This window comes from Microbulbifer mixtoriginis (SeqCode) (assembly GCF_052467945.1).
Window position 1 is genome coordinate 3,881,974 of the sequence record NZ_CP174328.1, and the last position, 22,182, is coordinate 3,904,155.

A 22,182-nucleotide genomic window follows, 5' to 3' on the forward strand; every position below is an offset into this window, starting at 1 on the left:
GGTTATGAGACAGAGAGATTTTGAGAATCGCTACCGCGACGGCTGGGCACGGCTGGAAGCCTGGCTGAAAAGCGATGGCAAAAGTACGCAGGCGAGCGCCCTGGATCTTCCGGTCGTCTACCGGGAGCTGTGTCAGCAACTGGCGGTGGCCAAAGAACGTCAATATACCAGCCGCCTGATCGACCACCTCAACAAGCTGGTTACAGCGGCCCACCACCGGGTTTACCGCCAGCAAACTCTACGCCGCAAAGGTTGGCTGCACTATCTGTTGGCCGGATTTCCCCAGGCGGTGCGCGCCAATGGCCGCGTAGTGTTGTTGGCAACGGCACTGTTTTTACTGCCCGCCCTAGTGATGGGCATCGGCACCTACAATAACGACGCACTGATTTATGCGGTGATGTCGCCAGGAGACGTATTATCCTTGGAATCGATGTACGATCCCGGCAACCGCGTGCTGGGACGCGAGCGCGGCTCCGATACCGATCTGGCCATGTTTGGCTTCTACATCAAGAACAATATTGGCATTGCTTTCCGCACTTTTGCCGGGGGCATACTATTCGGACTCGGCTCCATCTTTTTCCTGGTCTTTAATGGGCTATTTATCGGTGCGGCTTTTGGGCATATCACGCGAGTGGGATTTGTCTCCACATTTTACCCATTTGTGATCGGTCACGGCGCCTTTGAACTGACCGCCATAGTACTGGCCGGCGCCGCCGGCCTGTTGTTAGGGCGCTCGCTGGTAGAGCCGGGACAACACCGCCGTTCTGTGGCGCTGCGCCTGGCCAGTGTCGAGGCCATGAAAATCATGTACGGCACTTTCCTGATGCTGGTGATCGCCGCCTTCCTCGAAGCCTTCTGGTCCTCCAGCGCTACCACGCCCATAACAATTAAGTTAGGTTTCGGCGCCCTGCTGTGGCTGCTGGTATTCGCTTACTTCGCCCTGGCTGGGCGCGGGGATTCCAGCCATGCAAGTTAAAAATATGGCGGTACGGGCACGCCTGCGCTCGCCCTGGGAATCCATCGATCTGGGTGTCGCTCTGACCCGCAAGCACTGGCTGCCGATGTTTCTGGTCTGGTTGTTGCCGGCAGCTTTGGTACTGGGTGCCTTGGCCTGGTTCTTCCCGGCTCATCCCGGCTGGTCACTGTTCGCTCTCTGGTGGTTAAAACCGGTGTTTGACCGCCTGCCGCTGTTCATGATCAGCCGCACTCTGTTCGGCGCGCCGGTATCTGCACTGGCAGCGCTCAAAGAGTTTTTCCGCCACAACCGCACCGACTGGCTCGCCTGGATCACCCTCCGTCGCCTGAGCCCGACCCGCTCTTTTGATATGCCGGTCACTGTACTGGAGCAATCCAAAGGCACGGCTCGTAGCGCGCGTATCAGTGTATTGCACCGCAAACACTCCGGTGCGGCCACCTGGCTGACCTTGACTGGTATTCACCTGGAATCCTTCTTCCTCATCGCAGCCTTTATCTTGATTTATCTGTTTATTCCCGAGCAGATTGTGGCAAATATCCAATGGATTCCACTGATTCGCGGCGAGACCCTGGCGCTGGAATGGGCATCCAATATTCTCTGTTTACTTATTATGGCGGCGGTGGCGCCGTTTTATATCGTCAGCGGCTTTTGCCTGTATATCGGCCGGCGCATCGAGCTGGAAGGCTGGGATATCGAGATTCAATTCCGCAATTTGGTCGAGCGCTACCGACACACTCAGCGGGCTGGTAAAAAGACCGCCACTAGCACCTCCCACCTAGCCACCATGTTGTTACTGTGCGTCCTGGCCGGCACCTCCTTTGCACCGGCGCCACAAGCCTATGCGGAAACGTTGCAAACCCCAGCTCAAGCGCAAAAACACATTGACGAGATTCTCGCCGGAGAGGATTTTCACAGCATTGAGCAGGAGAGCGGCTGGCGCCTGAAAAAAATTGAAGAAGAGCGAGGAAAAATTCCCGAGTGGATCATTGAGCTATTCGAATGGCTATTCAAATGGCTTATGCAAAACTCTCAGGAGGCTGATGATTCCTCAGACATCAACTGGGGAGCACTGCTCGCCAAGCCCATTGAGTTACTACTGTGGATTGGCGTGATTGCCGGCTTGCTCTATCTGGGGTGGCGCCACCGCGAAGCCATCCTCAACAGCTTGCGCTGGCAACACAAACCCAAAACAAAACCGGTAGCGCCAGAAACCCTGTTCGGACTCGATGTACGTCAGTCCAGCCTGCCCGACGACGTATGTGCGGAAGTAATGCGCCTGTGGCGGACCGGCGATCAACGCGCCGGTCTCGGCCTCCTGTATCGTTCCACCCTGTCCCATTTAATTGAGGATTTCCAGTTCCAGTTTGGCGACCACCTTACCGAAAGCGAGTGTGCCCAGCTGGTAAGCCAGCGCCAGCGATCACCACAGGAAGCGCTGCGCCCAGTCAGCGCCCCACTGAGCCAGTTTGTGCAGCAACTCACCGGCAGTTGGCAACAGCTGGCCTATGCTCATCGCCCCCCCGCCGATGAGCAGCTGGGCGGCCTGTGCCAACAGTGGCAGGAGGTGTTCGGCAATGACCGTTAAACGTCTAGTAATTGGCTTCGCCCTGCTGCTCTGTGCGGCACTGGTATGGTTATTTCTCACCTTTTTTGAACGCTACACAGAAGAAAAGGATCGCGGTTGGGGGCCTGAGGCGCGGCGCAATCTGTTTCTGGCCGCCGAGCACTACTTGGCGCAAGTAGGGCTGGAACCGCGCCAGGCAGAAAATATCTCCGTCCTGAATGGGCTGTCCCCAAATGCGACTCTGTTTATCGCTAACTCCAGCCAAGCTTACAACTCCCAGCGGGTTGAGGAGTTACTGCAATGGGTGGAAAGCGGGGGGCACGCCATCGTAGTGGCACGTACTGCAGGGTTCGATTCCGAGAAAGGAGGCAGTGCCGAACGCGACTGGCTGCTGGAAAACCTGGGTGTCTCCATCGTAGAAGGCCACGAGGAATATCGCTTTGAGCATCCCCTGCAGCCACTGTTGGGCGAAGATGCCGAACTGAGCCCGGAGCAGAGCCCCGGTGAGGCCATGCGCGAATACAATCGCAAAATCGACGAAGCCGAAGAGCAGGCCGAGACCAAAGAGAAAAAACCCCGCAACCCAGATGTTGAAACGGAAGACTTGATCACTCTGCCTACCGCCGGTGGGGCTGAGATTCAATTACATTTCGACGCAGGCCAACTGCTCTATCACGAGGGGATCGATAACAGCAGCGCTGAGGGCGCCCCGGTATTTTTCGCCAAGGTATGGCGCGAAGACGAAGCCGTGCCTTTTATGCAATTTGAGCGGGGTCAAGGGGTTATCACCCTGCTGACCGATAACACTATCTGGCAATCCCACCGCATCGGCCATTTCGACCACGCCTATTTCCTGCAGCTTTTGGCCGGAAGTGGCGATTTCGTCTTTCTGACCCGCCCGCGTTTCGACTCCCTGGGTTTTCTAGCGAAAAAGTACGCTTCTGAGTTTTTTATCTCCGGCCTACTCGCCTTGCTCGGCTGGCTGGTTCTACGTGCGCGTCGCTTTGGCCCGTTACAACCTCCGCCTGAAATTGCCCGGCGCTCACTGTTGGAGCATATCTCCGCCTGTGGCCACTACTACTGGCGCGACGACCAGTGCGAACGGTTACTGCGCGGCCAGCGCGAAGAGCTGCTGCGCCGGCTCGGCGCTGCGGACGCCAACGCCAAGACCAAGCGCAAACTGTGCCAGCACCTCAGTGATGCCACCGGCCTCAGTGAAACCAAACTGGCCGCCTGCCTTTGGGGCACACCGGCGACCAGCGAAGAAACCTTTACCGAACAAATGCGCAATCTGCAGCGTATAGAGGCAGCCCTATGAGTGATACCACCCTGAACCCAGAACCAAAAACCCACACCGAGGCACCGGACTGGCAGGCTGCCTCCGCCCAACTCCAACTGCTACGCAACAATATCAACCGCCTGCTGATCGGTCAGGAGCAGGTCGTCGAACAGGTGTTGGTGGCCTTGCTGGCTTCCGGCCACGTATTGCTGGAAGGCGTACCCGGCCTTGGCAAAACCCTGTTGGTGCGTACCCTGGCCAGCTGCTTTGGCGGTCACTTCCGCCGCATCCAATTCACCCCGGACCTGATGCCAGCTGACGTGACCGGCCATGCCATGTACAACATGGGCGAGAGCCGCTTCGAAGTGCGCCGCGGCCCGGTATTTACCAACTTACTGCTGGCGGATGAAATCAACCGCGCCCCGGCCAAAACCCAGGCAGCCCTGCTAGAGGTGATGCAGGAGAAGCAGGTCACAATCGATGGCAAGGCATTTCCCGTACCTAGCCCCTTTATGGTGCTGGCCACCCAGAACCCTATTGAGCAAGAGGGCACCTATCCACTGCCGGAGGCGGAGCTGGACCGCTTCCTACTCAAAGTTCTGATCGACTACCCCAGCCTGGAGGCCGAGCTGAAACTGGCCGCCGCCGCCAGCAGCGGCCGCATCGAGCAGCACCTGCGAGAGAAGCCCGCCGGCGAGATAACCGTGGAGCAACTGCAACAACTGCAAGCCCTGGTACCCCAGGTAGCCCTGGACCAGCAGGTACTGGATTACGCCGTGCGCCTGGTGCGCGCCACCCGCGACGCCAACCAGTTGCGCAGCCCAGCGGGTCCCCGCGCCAGTATCGGCCTGTTGCAGGCCGCACGTGCCAGCGCCCTGTTGCAGGGGCGGGAATTTGTGCTGCCCGACGATATCAAGGCGATGGCGACCCCTGTCATGCGCCACCGCGTGAGCCTGTCCCCAGATATGGAAATCGATGGCGAGACCACCGACAGTGCTCTGGCCATGATTATCGATAGCGTCGAGGCGCCGCGACTGTGACACGGGATGTCGCTGTGACAGAGGTTCCATGCGCAAAACCTCAGCTCGGAAGGCCCGGGCCCAGCCACCGCCTGGTAAAGCTCCTCGGCTACTGGTGCCTGGCTGCGCTTACGGTGAGCGCCGCGCGCATCTGGGCACCCCAATCTGCGGAGCTGTTGCAGTCCCTCTGGTGGGCAGTTGGGGGGCTACTGATCGGCGCGGCGCTGTTGGATTTCCTCACCGGACGCAGGATTCTGGGCCTGGAGGGCCAGCGCAAACTGCCCGCTAATTTGGCCCTGGGCGTGCGCAACTGCGTTCATTTGAAGTTGCGCAATCATGGCCAGAGGGCCCTGAAGCTATCGGTATGTGACAACGTACCGCAACAGCTGGACAGCAACGGATTACCACGCCAGGCGCTGCTGGAGCCTGACCAGGAGGTTGCCATTGAGTACAGTCTGGTACCCCATCGCCGTGGCAGCGCCGAGTTTGGCCGAATCGAGGTACTCGCCGCCTCACCCTGGGGCCTCTGGCAAACACGCCTGTGGCTCGGTCGCGAACAGTCGGTAAAGGTCTACCCCAATTTTCTCGGCATCTCCTCCCTGCAGGCGCTCTCCACCGAGCAAACCCTGCGCCACCTCGGCCTGCATCAGCAGCAGCGCCGCGGCGAAGGCATGGATTTTCGCCAGCTGCGTGAATATCGCCTGGGCGACAGCCAGCGCCAGGTAGACTGGCGCGCGAGTTCACGCCTGCACAAACTGATCAGCCGTGAATACCAGGACGAGCGCGATCAGGAAATTATTTATATGCTCGACTGCGGTCGGCGCATGCGCGCTAAAGATGGCGAGCTGAGTCACTTTGATCATGCCCTCAATGGCCTGCTGCTATCCGCCTATGTGGCGATAAAGCAGGGCGACGCCGTGGGTCTGCAGGCCTTCGCCGCCGCACAGGACAGCTCCGGCGGGCAACTGCCACCGGTAAAGGGTGAGAGCGCCATCAACCTGTTGCTGAACAATGTCTACGATCTGCACTCCGGCACTGGCAGCGCGGACTACAGCGGCGCCGCCCAGCAACTGCTGGGTGCCCACAAGCGCCGCGCACTGGTGATCCTAATTACCAACCTGCGCGATGAAGACAGCAGTGAACTGCTCACCGCAGTGCGGCTGCTCACTCGCAATCACTTAGTGATGGTGGCGAGCCTGCGGGAGACCGCCGTAGACCGAATGGCACAAAAGCCTATCGGGGATTTTTCCGAGGCCGTCGAAGGCGCAGCCGCAAGGGATTTTCTTCGTCGCCGTGCGCGCCTATTGCAACAGTTACAAGCCTGTAATGTACTAGTGGTGGATTCCCGTCCAGAGCTTTTGCACCAGGCGCTAGTGGAAGCCTACTGGCGTTTGAAGCGCAGCGGCAAAATCTAACCAGCGGCATCGCCGAGAATTCAAAGTATTTGATGTAAGCGGTAAAAGAACTGTGATGTTAACGATGTCCTAAAAAAATAATCCCACAGTATAGGGAGCTTAAATTGACCATGTCCCAAATCACTATCGAGCGACTCAGCAGTGCCGAAGTAAAGACTTCCCCTTTCCCCCATTTCTACCTAGAGCGCTCCCTGGCCTCCGATGAGGCCAGCGCCCTGATCGCAGACTTCCCTCCTCTAGACAAAGGCGGCAGCTTCAATATCAAGGATGTCAAAACTTCGGAACGCCTGAGCAGTTTTGTCGAACAATTTGGCAGCAAAGAGGTGCGAAGTATTCTCGGTGAAAAATTTGCGCTGGATCTATCTGATAAACCGATGATGGCCACCCTGCGCGGATACTCCCGAGCCAAAGATGGGCGTATCCATACGGACTCCAAAACCAAACTCATTACCGTACTGATCTATCTGAACAACGACTGGTCTGCGCCCACTGGACGCCTGCGTATCCTGCGCAGCGGCAAGAGCCTGGACGACTACAGTGATGAACTACTACCGGGACCGGGCTCTCTGGTGGCCTTTAAGGTAACGGATAATTGTTGGCATGGTTACCCCAGTTTTGTCGGCAAACGACAGGCAATCCAAATCAATTTTTTAAGCGGTGATAAAGCGAAGAAAAAACATCAGTTTTTTCATGGCATCAGCGCACGCTTAAAATCTCTTTTGCGTTAAAAAAATCGGATAATAGATTTATCCGAATGCGACTGTACAAATTAATAAACTTGCAAACAGAAAAATTTGTTACCGATAGTGGCACTTTTTACAGCCAGCGGGTAATCTGTTGCCACTTGCCTTCGGGAATTTATTAAGTCTATCCCGGTAACTTCAAGAACCTTATTTATGAGTCGCCCGCGCACCCGTAAAAACCGCCCTCACCTGCCACAGTGGCAGGCTCTGCTGCTTTTACTGGTGTTTCTCAGTGCTCGTGGTTTGGTTCCCGCAGGGTTTATGCCCGCCCCTTTTTCTGCGGGCACTCCTTACGATTTTTGTCACGGCGACAGCCGCAGCGCTCTGTTATTAAATGCCCAGGCCAGCCAGGCTCAGGACCATCATCACAGCCATGGTGATGGGCACAGTGGGCACAGTGGGCACAGTGGGCACAGTGGGCACAACCACGATGCACTGACCGCGCATTCTTTTGCCGACAATCACTGTAATTTTTCCGCCGCTGCCAGTCTTGTCCATGTACCTACATTAGACCTGCATTTCGCCAGTGAGGGGAATATTCTTCCCCCTTTCAGCAACGGCATTAACCCCGCTCTTTCTTTATACTACAGCCGCCCCCTTATCCGCGCCCCTCCAGTTTAAAACCTCGGTTTTCTTATTTTTCAAAAACTAAATAGTCGAGGCCTGTTTCTGCGCTTCGCTGCACTACCTTTGCCGGTAATTTTTCTGGTTGGGATATTGCAACAGCCGTAGACCCGCTTCACTAAAAAAACTGGAATTCCCGCTGCTTAGCCGGCGGGGATAAGCCCGTGCGCTCAATTTTTACCGCACTCCCCATGGCCGTGCCCGACCTTCGGCCCAGAAACGGATAAGTCACAATGCGAAAAATTAAACTCAAAAAGAAAAAGCCATTACACACACCACTGAGCCTGGCAATTATTGCTGGTTGCACCTTTCCATTTTCCCTAATGGCCAGTGAGCGAAATGAAAAAAAAGAGGGGGAAATGGAGCAGATGGTGGTCACCGGAGTAAAAACCGAACTGCCGCTCAACCTACTGACGGACCCGAAAATGCCTCGACAGCCCCTACCAGCTAACGACGGCGCCGATTACCTAAAAACCATTCCCGGCTTTTCCGTGGTGCGCAAAGGCGGCACCAGTGGCGATCCGCTGTTGCGCGGTATGGGGGGCTCGCGCCTGGGCATGTTATTGGATGGAGAGTCTCTTATGGGTGGCTGCCCCGGCCGTATGGACCCACCTACCGCCTATATTTTCCCCGAAAGCCTCGACGAAATAGAGGTAATTAAAGGCCCCCAGAGCGTCACTCACGGACCGGGCAATTCCGCCGGGGTAGTGCTGTTCAACCAACAGCGGGAGCGCCCGAGCGAACCCGAATGGGATATGCATGCGAGTCTGCTTGGCGGCAGCGCCGATCGAAAAGACGGGCTCTTTGACCTGGCTTACAAAACCCCAGAATTTTCCCTGCGCGGTTCGGCAACCTCTGCCTCTGCAGATGATTATGAAGATGGCGACGGCAATCGGGTGCACTCCGGTTACGAGCGCTGGAGTGGCAAAGCCAATCTGGCCTGGACCCCCGACGATGACAGTCGCCTGGAATTCGAAACAGCTTTTAGCGATGCCGAAGCGGCCTATGCCGACCGTGGAGTAGATGGCAGTAAATTTGCACGCGAGAGCTACAAAGCCAAATACCGGCGCAGCAATATCGGCGCTCTGCTGAATACCATCGAAGTGCAGATCTATTACAACTATGTCGATCACATCATGGATAATTACAGCCTGCGTAATCCCTCGGGAATGGCTGCCAATCCAGTCGTCATGAATTTAGACAGCGAAACCATTGGTGCCAAGCTGAGTCTGCAGCTGAATCCTGCGGATAACTTTGAGCTGACAGCAGGCCTGGATACCTGGGAAAACCGTCACCGCGGACGCATGAGCATGAACCAGACGATGGTTGATTACCGCCAGCGCAACTGGAATACGGATGCGGAATTTTACCAACTGGGCATTTTCTCTGAAGCCAGCTGGCAATTCGCTCCGGATCAACGCTGGATCGCCGGCGCCAGACTGGATGACTGGGAAGTACGCGACCTGCGCGAGACAATTTCGTTATCGATGATGTCCTCGGTCGATAACCCCACCGCTGGCGAGAGCCGCTCAGAACAACTGCCCAGCGGTTTTATACGCTATGAATTGGCGCTGCCAAGTACCTCCACCAGCTCAGCCACCCTCTACGCCGGGCTCGGCTACAGTGAGCGCTTCCCGGATTACTGGGAAATATTTTCCCGCGAAGCAGCAGATTCCTATAGCGCACTCAATATGGAGTCAGAAAAAACCAGTCAACTGGATATCGGCACTATCTATCGCACTGAAAAATTGTCTGCCAGTATTTCCGCTTTCGCCAGTGATGTTCGCGACTACCTGTTAGTACAGAATGATTACCAGAAGGCTGCGGTGATGTCAGGCATGGGCACCATGTCCTCGATGGGCAACGCAATGGATATGGGGGAGCCTGGGGATAAGCGTACCGCTGTGGTAATTCGCAATATTCAGGCGCGCACCTGGGGACTAGAACTAGATGCCAGCTATCAATTAAACGAAAACTGGCGCACCGAGTTTACTGTCACTTCAGTGCGTGGTGCCAACGACACAGACAATACCACCCTGGCCCAACTGCCCCCACTGGAAACACGCCTGGGGCTGCACTATGAGCAAGCTCAGTGGTCGGCGGGTATTCTGTGGCGGGCTATTGCCAGCCAGGATCGCGTCGATATCGGTAAGGGTAACATTATCGGGCAGGACTTTGGGCCCACGGATTCCGCCGACGTACTGTCAATTAACGCAGGTTGGCGCCCAAGCCAACGGCTGCTATTCACTGCAGGGGTCGATAACTTACTAGATGAAACCTATGCAGAACATGTCAGCCGCGCAGGTGCGGAAATTCCCAACTTCCCACAGTTGGATAGGGTTAATGAGCCCGGCAGGACCTTATGGATAAAAACCATTTACCGTATTTAAAACACGATGACTAATTAACTGGTCTGAAAAACCGGACATAGTATGTTAAGCGGGAAATACCTCAAATTTTCCGCTTAACATAAACTTATATTTATATTTAAAAGCGATAGGAAAAATTAAGACTTAAAGTACGTAAGTGCCCAAGGTTCACTCGGTAGATAGAATTAATATCGTTGTAGTTATATTCTATGGAAGTATCAAAATCCTGGTTCCACATAAACCGATAGCCGACCCCAAGATTCCAGAAAGAATCGCTGCCACTGGCATCGATCACATGGTAATAATGGCCGTCGTAATACCAGTCTTTTTCCTTGTCATAAATATCATACAGGTGCCACTTGTCTTTATTGTGATACCAATAACCATATTTACGCACATCATTCAGATCAACATCGGCATAATTCCACCCCGCCATCCAGTAGAGACACTGAACGTAACAATTCAGGGTAAAATCCACTTTAAAATTGAGCCCCACCTGATTAATTCGCACGTGATTATCATCAAAGCGGGAAAATTGTAAATTCACCTGCCAAACACCCACGGCGGGTGTCACGCCAACGCTGACATAACCAAAAAAATCCCGCTGATTATTGAGCTGTAATTCCCCTGAACCCAGTCCCAGCGTGGTAATAATTCGATATTCACCCGACTCAATACCATCGAAAGGATTATTCCATTCGACTGCAGTGACCAATGGTGATAACAGTAAAGCCAAGACACATAACACCGTCTTCATTACATCCATCCTTGCAGCACGACGCTTTTTAATTCATCCCCCTTACCAAAGCTTAGCTGTCATGGTTATCCACCTCAGAAACTTATCCGAATCGAATGCCAAATTTATATGGATAATGATCCTTAAAGGCTTTCCACATCAATAATGGCCCAGATACCACCGGCAAATGCTGGGTTATCCCGCAAATTGTCGACGTCTTGAGGCTGTGGCATCGGCTCTCCAGCTTGCCGTAATTCTTCCAGGCGTTGAAAAATAGTCTCCGCCATTTTTTGTAGAGCGGCATCCAGAGTTTCGGCATAGCAGTGACAATGCGGCAGGTCGGGTGCTATGGCACCAAAGCCGGCGTATTCAATGTTGTGAAGCACAACCGGATAGCGCATTAGAAAATTCTCTTATACATTGGCTTTCCAAAGCGTAGACGGGTTTCAAAACTGCGAACGAAATATGGCAAGGAAAATCAACAAATTCCCCAATAAAATAAACCCTGCGCAACCGCACCTATTACTTCAGAATAAACCGAAAGCTGAATAATTAATTTTTGAATTTATTGTCTAGGTCGGAGTTGAACCTCATTGCGAGGGATTGCATTATTTAGCCGGAATGGTTATTGGAGGGGCGACGCCAAACAACCTAACCACTGAGACATTTAAACCTTATCAAGGTGCGAACGACGAAAAATTTAGCGCGGCATTCTTCCGAGAAGTGCCCTACGGGAAAAAATCATGCCGTTAAAAGTGCGCCATAGGAATTTTTGATTTTCTGCCTCCGGCTCCACCAGGGCATCCTGCTGCCGCTGTAACCAGGCAATCTCTTGTTCCAGCTGCCTGCGTAAACAGCGGGTTTCATTCAGATCTGAAGCTTTGCGGCTCACCTGAAGAGGCATAGCGCCGGCCTTTTGTACTGGTTTTAAAGGTCGATAAAAATAAATAGAACCCCCACCGAAGTGGGGGCATGGCAAGCTTAGTTCACTGGAGACTCTGCATTTAGCAAATCCTGCCAATCGTAAGATGCATCACCGATCACATAGAAAAACGGATTCAGCAAAGAATCTTTGCTGTTATAACGCAGCAGCTTGAAGGAATCGTCCACCACTGTGCCACCGGCAGCTTCAACCACCGCCTGGGCCGCGGCTGTATCCCACTCACAAGTGGGTGCGAGCCGCGGGTAGAGATCAGCGGCCCCTTCAGCCACCAGACACAGTTTGAGAGAGCTACCCATGTTTTTACAGACCACCGCACCCAATTTGGATTCGATACGCTCTACCAGTTGATCCACGGCACCGGCACCATGGCTGCGGCTAGCAACCAATTCCACTGCATCGCCAGCTTCCAGGCGCGGCTTCAGAGGGCGCACATGAATTTCTGTATCGCCGGATAGAGTGCGCTTAAAGGCACCATCACCCTTGCCGCCAGCATAGGTGATATCCAGTACCGGCACATGCACCACGCCCAGCACAGGTTCGCCATTTTCAATAAGGGCCACATTAACGGTGAACTCACCAGTGCGACGAATAAATTCCTTGGTACCATCCAGCGGGTCCACAATCCAGTACCGCTGCCACTGACTGCGCTCGGCAAATGATGGCATTTCCTGCTCTTCCGATAATACCGGTACACCGTCAATCAGCTGCTCCAAAGCAGGGGCTAAAATTTTGTGTGCCGCTAAATCAGCAGCTGTAACCGGCGAGTCATCCGCCTTGGTGTCCACCTCCAGCTCAGCACTGCTGTGATAAACCTCCAAGATAGCTTCACCGGCGTTTTTGCAGATTGCAATCACCTGCTCCAATAATGCCTTATTCATTAAAACCCCCTTATTTTTCAGGTGGTGAGTATAAAGTCTCAGGAGGGGAAAAGGTCCTTCACCGACAAGTAGCGCTCACCGCTGTCATAACTAAAAATCAATACGCGGCTACCAGGCGCAAATTCGCCCTCGCGCTTTTTCAGCGCAGCTAGGCTCGCTCCAGAGGAAATACCCACAAAAATCCCCTCCTTCAAAGCGCACTTACGCGCCATTTCAAAACTGTCTTCTCCATTTACCAAAATGGTGCCATCCAGCATTTTGGTATTGAGTATCTCGGGAATAAAACCGGCACCAATCCCCTGCAAGCGGTGCAGCCCTTTATCACCACCGCTGATCACTGGAGAATTTTCCGGTTCGACGGCAAAAACCTGCAACTTGGGAAAGGATTCCTTCAGTACCTCTCCACAACCGGTGATGTGGCCACCGGTGCCAACCCCAGTAATCAGGTAATCGAGCCCCTCGGGGAAATCTGCGAGGATTTCTTTGGCAGTGGTGTCACGATGCACCTGGGCATTGGCACGGTTACAGAACTGCTGCGGCATCCAGCTGTTTTCATGCTGCGCCAATAGTTCCTCGGCTTTGGCGATAGCCCCGCCCATACCCTGCTCCTTGGGAGTAAGCACCAACTCAGCCCCCATAGCTTTCATCACCTGGCGCCGCTCCAAAGACATAGATTCCGGCATGGTGAGAATCAATCGATACCCCTTAACCACGGCCACCATGGCCAAACCAATACCTGTGTTGCCGGAGGTGGGCTCGATAATCACACCACCGGGCTGCAAAGCACCGCGGCGCTCTGCATCCTCAATCATCGCCAGGGCAATACGGTCCTTGATGCTGCTGCCGGGGTTAAAACGCTCCACCTTCATCCACACTTCGATATCTGGGCGAAACAGATGATTGATACGCACATGCGGGGTATTGCCGATGGTTTCCAGAATATTGGCTGCCTTCATTGATGAAGCTCTCCGTTAATGGCTCTCACGGCAGACAGGCAGTCCACCGATTTATAATTTCCTGTGCGCAGATAGTAACCCAGATGTACGCCGCCCCAAGAGACCCACAAGGAAATCCCTCTGCAAGTAATCGCCGCCAACATAAGGAACTGGTTTCACACGGAGCTGTGAATTCATGGCGATCCGGTTGGTGGTAACACGTCTTTGTGCCACATTTAGTGACTGGCTTCTTTCCGATAAACATAAAACCAAAAATAAAGGCGCTGCCATGAATCCGAATATGACCTCCGATGCCCATGATGCAACTCATGCAAGCCTATTTATGCCTGTAGCATTTATATTCTTTGCCGCTCTTTTTATGCTCCTCGACAGCATGGCAATTCAAGGGCTGTGGATGGCTTCGCTGAAAGCTCTGCCAATCGCCATTCTCGCCCTGATGGCGATGCGGCACCTGGATGGGCTCACTCGCACTCTGACACTTGCGGCCCTGGCTTTTTCCGCACTCGGCGATGTACTCCTGGAAATGAGGTTTGCCCACCAGTTTATCTTTGGCCTGGGTGCTTTCCTGGTGGCACAACTTCTCTACGCGGCCAATTTCCTGCGTTTTGCCAACTTCCGCAAACGCCGCAGTCTGTTACGTATCTTGCCTGTTCTGCTGGCCGCAGTGGGACTGGCCCGCTGGATACTTCCCGCAGCGGGGGAGCTGGCGCCAGCAGTGCTTCTTTACTTGCTTGCCATTGTCGCCATGGCCCTAGGCGCCGGGGCTCATCGGGGCAATTCCGGGCTGCTATTCGCCGGTGCACTCACTTTTATGCTGTCCGACGCATTGATCGCTGTGAATAAGTTCATAGCACCGCTACCTCTAGCCGACACAGCAATTATGCTCAGCTATTACGGTGCTCAGTTTGCCATCCTGTACGGCATACGCCGTGCCCAGGCATAATGCCCACCTTCATACTGGGGATATTTTGGGAAGGCTACAATTTGGCTTCCCACCCCCACCACAGAGAGGTAGACAGGCCCCATGCTCGACTGGCGAAGTATCGACACCGTACTGCTGGATATGGACGGCACCCTGCTGGACTTGCACTACGACAACCATTTCTGGCTCGATCATCTACCCAAACGCTACGCCGAAGTACACGGTCTCGATCCCGAGCGGGCCCAAATAGAGCTGCAGCGGGAAATTGATGCACGCCGCGGCACTCTGGAGTGGTACTGCCTGGACTTTTGGGCGGAAACTCTAAAGCTGGATATCCTCGCCATACTGCGCGAGATCGAAGAGCGCATCGCCCTGCGCCCCCATACCGAGGCCTTCCTCCAGGGACTGCGACAACTGCGTAAACCCACCTATCTGGTCACTAATGCACACCGCCATGGACTCGACCACAAACTGCAAATTACCGGCCTCGAGCCATGGTTTGACGACATCATTTCCTCCCACGATTATGGACATGCCAAAGAGAGTGGAAACTTCTGGCACGCCCTGCGCGAGGAGGTGGCCTTCGACCCGGAGCGCACGCTGTTTGTTGACGACAACCAGAGTGTGTTGGCCGCCGCACAGGACTATGGCATCGCCCACCTGTTGTGTATCCGTCAGCCGGACAGCCGCGGGCCCAAACGGCAGATCAGCGACTTCCCGGCGATTCATCACTTCGATGAAATTATGTCACTGCAACGCAGTAACAAAGCGCAGTAACAATAAGCCCGCATAACCCGGGCCCAAGTTTATATTGATCAACAGGATTCGATGGAAAAAGTACGTATCGACAAGTGGCTCTGGGCCGCACGCTTCTTTAAGACCCGCAGTATCGCCAAACAGGCTATCGAAGGTGGTAAAGTGCACGCCGATGGACATCGGGTCAAAGCCAGCAAAGATCTCACCGTTGGCGCGCTTTTGAGTATCCGCCAAGGCTGGGACTTGATTGAGGTGGAGGTTATTGCCCTCTCCGACCAGCGTCGCGGTGCCGATATCGCCCGCACCCTGTACCGCGAGACCGAGGACAGCATTGCCCGGCGCGAAAAGGAGCGCACTGAACGCCAGGCAGCCAATGCGGGGATTCAGCGCGAGCGACCCAATAAAAAGCAGCGCCGCCAGATCCACCGCTTCCTGCGCGAGCAGGAGTAGGCTCAAATGACAAAAGTGGTGAAAATTCCGCCATTTTTGTCTATAGCTGCTAAACTGCCCCCACTTAACCCGATAGAAAACAGCCACGATGAAACGACTGATCGCCATCTCCCTGCTGCTTCTGCTCGGAATGCAGACGGCCCTCGCCGATAGCCGCGAACACGAGCAGCTCAAGCGTTCGATAATCAAAATTTACACCACTGCTGCCGCCCCGGACTACTTCAATCCCTGGGCGTTGCTTAACCCCAAGCAGTTATCTGGCTCCGGCGCGGTTATCCGCAACAAGCAGATCCTCACCAACGCCCACGTGGTGGCCAACGGTAGCTTTATTCAGGTGCAACGCCACGGCGACGCCAAGAAATTCCGCGCCCGAGTGAAGTTTGTCTCCCACGACGCCGACCTGGCTCTGCTCACCGTGGATGATGACAGTTTCTTCAAAGACACCCGCCCACTGACACTGGGCACACTGCCGGACCTGCAAGAAGAGGTCACCGTGTACGGCTACCCCATTGGCGGCAAGTCCCTGTCGATCACCCGCGGCGTACTGTCCAGGGTGGAACACCAGTACTATGCCCACGCCGAGAGCTATCTGATGGCCGGCCAGATCGACGCGGCCATTAACCCCGGCAATAGCGGCGGCCCGGTCATTTCCGGTGGTCGCATCGTCGGTGTGGCCATGCAGACCAACCAGAGCGCCGAAAACCTGGGTTATTTTGTGCCTCCCAGCGTAATCGCCCATGTACTCGAAGACGCCAAAGACGGCGAACACCAGGGCTTCCCCGAGTTGGGCCTGGTGACCCAGAGCCTGGAGAGCCCTTCCATGAAGAAGGCTGCCGGTCTCAGCGAGGACCAGGACGGCGCAATGATCGTCAAGGTATTTAGCGACTCCCCCGCTGCCGAAATTTTCCAACCCGGCGACGTGTTGCTGGAAGTTGATGGCTTCGAGGTTGCCGCCGATCGCACCGTCGAATGGCGTGAAAACCAGCGCACTAACTACCACTACGCGGTGGACCGCCATCATGTCGGCGACAAATTACCGGTGCGCTTTTCCCGCAATGGTGAAGAAAAAAGTGCGCAAGTGGCCCTGGCAGCACCGCCACCCTCCCGCGCCCTGGTGGTGGGTGAGCAATTTGACCAGCAGCCGCGCTATTACATTTATGGCGGCGTGGTCTTCGTGCCTCTGAACATGAACCTGATCAAGCGGTGGGGCAAGAGTTGGCATTCCAAGGCGCCAATCGATTATCTCTATGCACGCAACCAGTGGAGTGACGAGAGCCGCCGCGAGCTGGTGGTTGCGCTCAAGGTCCTGCCCGCCAACGTCAACCTGGGTTACCACGATTGGAAAAACTGGATTATCGATTCGGTGAATGGCCACAATGTCGCGGACTTCGACGAGTTTGCCCAATTGATGGAAACCAACAAAGAGAATTTTGTAGAGCTGCGCGATCGCTCCGGCTATCGCATGGTGCTAGATCACGCCGAAGCTCAAGAACAAGAGGCAATGATTCTGCAGACCTACCATATCCCCCAGCGCCACTCGCAGGGGCTGTTCAGCAGACTGGCCAATAAAGAGGAGTAAGGCCCGCTGTGTGGGCTATGGAGAAGCCGTGAAACGACTGAGAGGAATCCTAGTTGGCAGCCTGTTGCTGGCTGCCAACACCAGCGCCGGTGAGCTCTATCGCTGGGTCGATGCCGATGGCCGTGTGCACTTCAGTGATCGCCCCCCGGCCGAGGGCAAGGCCCAGGATATTTCCGGACAATTGGGCCCAATCAATGCCGCTAAGGCTACTAAGAAGAGGCCGAGTCTGATCACGTCCTCGGCCACTGCCCCCGAGCGGGAGTACCAGCAGCGCCAGCAACAAGAGCAACAAGCACGCCAACAGGAGCAACAGCGTATTTGCACGAAAGCGCGCCAGCGCCTGCGTTCACTTAATGGACGGGTGGCCTTTATCGACAAGAGTGGCAAAGAGGTGCGTTATTCAGAGCGGGAGCGCCAGAGAATGGCCGAACAGCTCAAGCGGGAAATCGCCAATCGCTGCGGGTAACCCTTCCCCAGCCAACCTTAGTATCCGGTGCCGGCGCCACAATTACCCGCGCCGGCTACCATTTAGACATATCCACCTCTAAAATCCCGCGGTTTTAATACCGAGGCACTCGATCTATGTCCGATCAGCTGGAACGCTTTATCTTTTCCCAACACGATATTCGCGGGCAGATGGTGACCCTCACCGACGCCTACCGCGAAGTGCTCAAGCACAATCCACTGCCTGCACCGGTAGCGCATTTGCTGGGAGAGTTTCTCGCAGCCGCCTGCCTACTCTCCACCACCCTGAAATTCGAGGGCATATTGAGCCTGCAGGCCCGCGGTGAGGGCGATGTGCCGCTGATTATGGCCGAGTGTACCCACCACAGTGATCTGCGCGGCATTGCCCGTGTCGCCGGTGGCGCCCAAATAAGTGAAGAGGCCAGCCTGAGCGATATGATCGGCCCTCGCGGTGTCATCGCTATCACTCTGGAGCCCAAGCGTGGCGAGCGCTACCAGGGGGTGGTCCCGCTGGAAAAAGAGAGCCTGGCCGGGTGTCTGGAGGATTACTTTGCCCAGTCGGAACAACTGGAGACACGCTTCTGGCTGGAGTGCGATGGCAGCAACGTGGGTGGTATTATGCTGCAGGTGCTACCCGGTAATAATGCCGCCAGCGCCGAGGAAAACAGCGACGCCTGGGAAACCGCCCTGCACCTGGCAAATACCGTGACCCCTCAAGAGCTGTTCGACGTGCCCCACGACGAGCTGATTCACCGCCTGTTCCACCAGCTGAAACCGGCTACCCTGGGCACCGACACTATTCGCTTCAAGTGCAGTTGCTCGCGAGAGCGCAGCGCACGCGCCCTGGTCTCTCTCGGTGCTGAAGACGTGTACAAGTTACTGGAAGAACAAAATGGCGAAATCGTCAGTGACTGCCAGTTTTGCAATGCCCAATACCGCTTTGATCGCGAGCAGGTAGAGTCACTGCTCAATGCCCCACCCCACACCCTGCACTAGGGAAATTATTGCCAGTACTGAGCAGCCTCAGCTACTGGCAATTCGCGACTTAGAACATAAAAATTCACAAAATCTATAAGGTAAAAATACTACATAGATCTTATGAATCCAGAACGCCTTAATTTGGGGTGACAGCGCTGTCAAAGCGCGAAAAGTGACCGTGTTTGCTACCCGCTTATTTTGAATTTTGCCATAATGCGCCCCCCAAATTTTGCCTGGCTGTCTAATACTTGGACGGCTCCTATTTTTTACTATCCAACATAACATTCACGGGTAATCGACGAATGGCACAGATCGACGACACCGCGCTGGTTTATAAAAACCTTTCACCAGCAAAATTGGTAGAGCTGGCTCTTAAGCGCGGCGAGGGTAAACTTTCCGACACCGGCGCGCTGGTGGCTGAAACTGGTGCCCGCACCGGCCGCTCCCCGGCGGACCGCTTTGTTGTAGAAGAGCCCTCCACCGCCGATAGCATCGCCTGGGGCAATGTGAACCGCCCCTTCCCACAGGACAAGTTCGACGCACTCTGGGACCGCGTAGAGGCATTTGTAGCCGGTGACGACACCTTCGTGCAGCACCTGCACGTCGGCCAGGACGAAGACCACTACCTACCGGTTGTTGTAACTACCCAGACCGCCTGGCACAACCTGTTCGGCCGCAACATGTTTATCCGCGCCGAAAAGTACAACCCCAAGGCGAAGGAAGAGTGGCGCATCCTGCACGCTCCCAACTTCGTTTGTGAGCCAGAGCGCGACGGCACCAATTCCGAAGGCTGCGTCATCATCAACTTCGGCCAGCGTCGCGTGCTGCTGGCAGGTATGCGTTACGCCGGTGAGATGAAGAAGGCGATGTTCTCCGTGCAGAACTTCCTGCTGCCGGAAAAAGACGTGATGCCAATGCACTGTGCCGCCAACGTTGGCAAAGACGGCGATACCTGCCTGTTCTTTGGCCTGTCCGGCACCGGCAAGACCACCCTGTCCGCAGACCCTGAGCGCTACCTGATCGGTGACGACGAACACGGCTGGAGCAAAGGTGCAGTATTCAATATGGAAGGTGGCTGCTACGCCAAAACCATCGACCTGAGCCAAAAGAATGAGCCGGTAATCTGGGACGCTATTCGTTTCGGCGCTATCGTCGAGAACGTAGTCACCAACGAGAATGGTACCGCCGACTACTGTGACACCAGCCTCACCGAGAACGGTCGCTGCTCCTACCCGCTGGAGCACGTAGAGATGCGCCAGCTGGAAAACCGCGCCGGCGAGCCGAAGAACGTCGTCTTCCTCACCTGCGATGTATCCGGTGTGCTGCCCCCGGTATCCATCCTCTCCAAAGAGGCTGCCGCATACCACTTCCTGTCTGGCTACACCGCGCGCGTAGGCTCTACCGAGCTGGGTGCAGAGGCCGGTATTCACCCGACTTTCTCCACCTGCTTCGGCGCTCCGTTTATGCCGCGCGCCCCGCGTGAATATGCGGACTTGCTGATGAAGCGCATCGAAGACTTCGGCTCCAAGGTATACCTGGTAAACACTGGCTGGACCGGAGGCTCTGGTGACAACGGCAAGCGTTTCCCGATCCCTGTAACCCGCGCAGTAGTTGCGGCTATCCAGAGCGGCGCACTGGAAGGTACTGCCACCGAGCACCTGGAAACCCTGAACCTGGATATTCCTCTGGAAGTACCGGGCGTCGACAAGTCCTACCTAAACCCGCGCGAAGCCTGGGAAGACAAGGCTGCCTACGACGACCAGGCCGGTAAACTGGCCAAGCTGTTCGCCGAAAACATTGAAAAATTCAATGTCAGCGATGATGTGAAAAACGCCGGTCCCAAGGTCTGATCGTCTGGATATAGCCTTCTTTTAGAAGCGCAAAAGCCCCGCCACCGCAAGGTGCCGGGGCTTTTTTTGTTTTTCAATCCCCCAGTAAGAGGTCGATTTTTGCGGCTATAGTGTTTAAAGAAGCGCCGACGAAATAGGCGTCGGCACGAAGACTTTCATGTCTCAGGCATATTTCGGAGCTGTAGCCGCACCCCATGACTGAAGGCAATTCTTTTACCCGCTTCAGGACACTCTACCCCCACCGGCCGCCCGGCCGGCGAATCAATTTTTTGGTGGTCGCCAGCCTGACGCTGCTACTCGCCGCAGTGTTGGCTGCATTATGGCTGTGGCTATGGCTGAAGTCGCAAGAAAAACCCTATGTCGAAACCCGCGGTTATCGCATCGCCAGTGAAGAGAGCTTCAATCATTTCTTACGCAATGGTGAAAACCGCACGCGGGTACAGGCACTCACTGACTACCTAGAGAGCCAAGGGGTAGGCGAAGTGACTGCAGTGAGCAACCTCCTACGCCAGGGTCGCGAATGGCTGGAGCTCGAGAAGCCACCATTCGCCCTTCCGCCGCAGGGTGAGTGGGCCAACATGGTCTCCACTTTGAAACTACTACGCGATGAGATAGTTCCTTTAATCGGTCCAGTGGCGGTCATTTCCGGCTTCCGTAGCGACAGCTACAACCGCGAGCTGGAACACGCCGACAAATCTCGCCACCGGGCATTCTGCGCCCTCGACCTGATTCCAACCTCTCACATTAGCCAAGGTGAACTCGCGGAAGAACTGCAAGCTCTGCATGCACGCCTGGGCCCGGAGAGCAATTTCGGCCTGGGTCTCGGTAAAGAGCTGCTCTTCCATATCGACACCTGTGGCTACCGCACATGGCAACTGGTGGATTGAAGCATGGCTATACAAGACAACAGTGATCGTCCGACAGGCAATACACGAAACCAACGGCGCAGGTTAATAATTCTGGGAGGGCTACTGCTCATCGCCATTATTATTGTGCTGTTATTCACCTCGGAGAAAACACGGGATCTGCGAGAACGGCTCATCAGTCCTATCGAACTCCTGCCGCTGCCGGGAATCCCCGAGGTTTACGATATCCAGGGCTACCCAGCTGCCTCCGAGCGAGTGTTCAGCCGCTTCCTAAAACAAAATGCAAACCAGGCTCTATTCGACAAACTGAAGAATTTTCTACAGATCAACCGAGTGGACCAGGTAGTAAGCCCGTTTGAGCTCCTGCGCCAGGGCAGCGACTGGCGGGATCTGGATGAGCCCCCTTTCGCTATTCCTCCGGTGGAAAACTGGGGCTCAATGATTTACACCCTCAGGGTGCTGCAGCGGGAGATAGTACCGCGTATCGGCCCTGTTACAGTGGTCTCCGGCTGGCGTACCACCAGTTACAACAGTAAGGCCGGTGGCTCCAAAGGCAGTAAACATTTGCGCTTTTGTGGCCTGGACGTGGTGCCGCAAAATAAATTTACCCGCGAGCAGTTGGTTCCTGTCTTGAGAGATATCCACAAGCACAAAGGCAAGGAATGGAATATGGGGCTGGGAATCTATAAAGGTATCCGCTTTCACGTTGACACCTGCGGTTACAGGCGCTGGTAAATCCCCCCTGCTTCTGCTTAGATAGATCGCAAATTAGGCGCCCGATACCACAGGGCTTTGCAGAAGTAGAGGGAACCCC

At 55.1% G+C, this 22,182-nt stretch carries 22 protein-coding genes; 17 read left to right on the forward strand and 5 right to left on the reverse strand.

Going from position 1 to position 22,182, the window contains the following annotated elements; all coding sequences use genetic code 11:
- The first annotated feature begins 4 nt into the window (after positions 1–4).
- The 8 genes from ACJJIJ_RS16760 (at position 5) to ACJJIJ_RS16795 (ending at position 10,010) form a co-directional block, all read left to right on the forward strand.
- Positions 5–976 (forward strand): stage II sporulation protein M, encoded by a 972-nt coding sequence (locus tag ACJJIJ_RS16760; protein ID WP_444937947.1) that lies wholly within the window; start codon positions 5–7, stop codon positions 974–976.
- Positions 966–2,561, forward strand: a complete 1,596-nt coding sequence (locus ACJJIJ_RS16765) for a DUF4129 domain-containing protein (protein ID WP_444937948.1) — start codon at positions 966–968, stop codon at positions 2,559–2,561. The genes ACJJIJ_RS16760 and ACJJIJ_RS16765 overlap by 11 nt, the downstream gene beginning before the upstream one ends.
- Positions 2,551–3,858: a DUF4350 domain-containing protein gene (locus ACJJIJ_RS16770; RefSeq protein ID WP_252083695.1), complete on the forward strand. Its 1,308-nt coding sequence runs from the start codon at positions 2,551–2,553 to the stop codon at positions 3,856–3,858. Before ACJJIJ_RS16765 ends, ACJJIJ_RS16770 begins: the two co-directional genes overlap by 11 nt.
- Positions 3,855–4,859, forward strand: coding sequence for an AAA family ATPase (locus ACJJIJ_RS16775; protein WP_252083696.1), 1,005 nt, complete (start codon positions 3,855–3,857; stop codon positions 4,857–4,859). The genes ACJJIJ_RS16770 and ACJJIJ_RS16775 overlap by 4 nt, the downstream gene beginning before the upstream one ends.
- A gap of 14 nt (positions 4,860–4,873) precedes the next feature.
- Positions 4,874–6,253, forward strand: a complete 1,380-nt coding sequence (locus tag ACJJIJ_RS16780; RefSeq protein WP_444937949.1) for a DUF58 domain-containing protein — start codon at positions 4,874–4,876, stop codon at positions 6,251–6,253.
- Positions 6,254–6,363: 110 nt separating this feature from the next.
- Positions 6,364–6,981, forward strand: coding sequence for a 2OG-Fe(II) oxygenase (locus ACJJIJ_RS16785; protein ID WP_444937950.1), 618 nt, complete (start codon positions 6,364–6,366; stop codon positions 6,979–6,981).
- Between the two features lie 168 nt (positions 6,982–7,149).
- Positions 7,150–7,617 carry a hypothetical protein gene (locus ACJJIJ_RS16790; RefSeq protein ID WP_444937951.1) on the forward strand — a complete coding sequence of 156 codons (468 nt, stop codon included), beginning with the start codon at positions 7,150–7,152 and terminating at the stop codon, positions 7,615–7,617.
- Between the two features lie 236 nt (positions 7,618–7,853).
- On the forward strand, positions 7,854–10,010 hold the full coding sequence (locus ACJJIJ_RS16795; protein WP_444937952.1) for a TonB-dependent copper receptor: 2,157 nt from the start codon (positions 7,854–7,856) through the stop codon (positions 10,008–10,010).
- Between the two features lie 97 nt (positions 10,011–10,107).
- Here ACJJIJ_RS16795 and ACJJIJ_RS16800 read toward each other — a convergent pair whose 3' ends face one another.
- The 5 genes from ACJJIJ_RS16800 to cysK all read right to left on the reverse strand — a co-directional run bounded on the left by ACJJIJ_RS16800 (position 10,108) and on the right by cysK (position 13,502).
- Positions 10,108–10,746 carry an outer membrane beta-barrel protein gene (locus ACJJIJ_RS16800; RefSeq protein ID WP_252083701.1) on the reverse strand — a complete coding sequence of 213 codons (639 nt, stop codon included), beginning with the start codon at positions 10,744–10,746 and terminating at the stop codon, positions 10,108–10,110.
- A gap of 122 nt (positions 10,747–10,868) precedes the next feature.
- Positions 10,869–11,126, reverse strand: coding sequence for a type II toxin-antitoxin system HicB family antitoxin (locus ACJJIJ_RS16805; RefSeq protein WP_252083702.1), 258 nt, complete (start codon positions 11,124–11,126; stop codon positions 10,869–10,871).
- A gap of 299 nt (positions 11,127–11,425) precedes the next feature.
- Complete coding sequence (locus ACJJIJ_RS16810) at positions 11,426–11,629, reverse strand: hypothetical protein (protein WP_252083703.1); 204 nt, start codon at positions 11,627–11,629, stop codon at positions 11,426–11,428.
- A gap of 77 nt (positions 11,630–11,706) precedes the next feature.
- Positions 11,707–12,546, reverse strand: a complete 840-nt coding sequence (cysQ, locus tag ACJJIJ_RS16815) for a 3'(2'),5'-bisphosphate nucleotidase CysQ (protein WP_252083704.1) — start codon at positions 12,544–12,546, stop codon at positions 11,707–11,709.
- A gap of 38 nt (positions 12,547–12,584) precedes the next feature.
- Complete coding sequence (cysK, locus tag ACJJIJ_RS16820) at positions 12,585–13,502, reverse strand: cysteine synthase A (protein ID WP_252083705.1); 918 nt, start codon at positions 13,500–13,502, stop codon at positions 12,585–12,587.
- Positions 13,503–13,677: 175 nt separating this feature from the next.
- On the opposite strand from cysK, the gene ACJJIJ_RS16825 reads away from it, so the two are divergent.
- The 9 genes from ACJJIJ_RS16825 to ACJJIJ_RS16865 all read left to right on the forward strand — a co-directional run bounded on the left by ACJJIJ_RS16825 (position 13,678) and on the right by ACJJIJ_RS16865 (position 22,103).
- The gene (locus ACJJIJ_RS16825; protein WP_252083706.1) at positions 13,678–14,445 is read left to right on the forward strand and encodes a lysoplasmalogenase; all 768 of its coding nucleotides are present in this window, start codon (positions 13,678–13,680) and stop codon (positions 14,443–14,445) included.
- Positions 14,446–14,526: 81 nt separating this feature from the next.
- Positions 14,527–15,201, forward strand: coding sequence for a GMP/IMP nucleotidase (yrfG, locus tag ACJJIJ_RS16830; protein WP_252083707.1), 675 nt, complete (start codon positions 14,527–14,529; stop codon positions 15,199–15,201).
- Between the two features lie 51 nt (positions 15,202–15,252).
- Positions 15,253–15,630 (forward strand): Hsp15 family ribosome-associated heat shock protein, encoded by a 378-nt coding sequence (locus ACJJIJ_RS16835; RefSeq protein ID WP_444883081.1) that lies wholly within the window; start codon positions 15,253–15,255, stop codon positions 15,628–15,630.
- Positions 15,631–15,760: 130 nt separating this feature from the next.
- Positions 15,761–17,209 carry a S1C family serine protease gene (locus ACJJIJ_RS16840; protein ID WP_252083709.1) on the forward strand — a complete coding sequence of 483 codons (1,449 nt, stop codon included), beginning with the start codon at positions 15,761–15,763 and terminating at the stop codon, positions 17,207–17,209.
- A gap of 28 nt (positions 17,210–17,237) precedes the next feature.
- Positions 17,238–17,675: a DUF4124 domain-containing protein gene (locus ACJJIJ_RS16845; RefSeq protein ID WP_252083710.1), complete on the forward strand. Its 438-nt coding sequence runs from the start codon at positions 17,238–17,240 to the stop codon at positions 17,673–17,675.
- Between the two features lie 116 nt (positions 17,676–17,791).
- Positions 17,792–18,670, forward strand: coding sequence for an Hsp33 family molecular chaperone HslO (gene hslO, locus ACJJIJ_RS16850; RefSeq protein ID WP_252083711.1), 879 nt, complete (start codon positions 17,792–17,794; stop codon positions 18,668–18,670).
- Positions 18,671–18,954: 284 nt separating this feature from the next.
- Positions 18,955–20,502, forward strand: coding sequence for a phosphoenolpyruvate carboxykinase (locus ACJJIJ_RS16855; protein ID WP_252083712.1), 1,548 nt, complete (start codon positions 18,955–18,957; stop codon positions 20,500–20,502).
- 194 nt (positions 20,503–20,696) lie between these two features.
- Positions 20,697–21,389: a D-Ala-D-Ala carboxypeptidase family metallohydrolase gene (locus ACJJIJ_RS16860; protein WP_252083713.1), complete on the forward strand. Its 693-nt coding sequence runs from the start codon at positions 20,697–20,699 to the stop codon at positions 21,387–21,389.
- A gap of 3 nt (positions 21,390–21,392) precedes the next feature.
- Positions 21,393–22,103: a D-Ala-D-Ala carboxypeptidase family metallohydrolase gene (locus tag ACJJIJ_RS16865; RefSeq protein WP_252083714.1), complete on the forward strand. Its 711-nt coding sequence runs from the start codon at positions 21,393–21,395 to the stop codon at positions 22,101–22,103.
- Positions 22,104–22,182 lie beyond the last annotated feature (79 nt).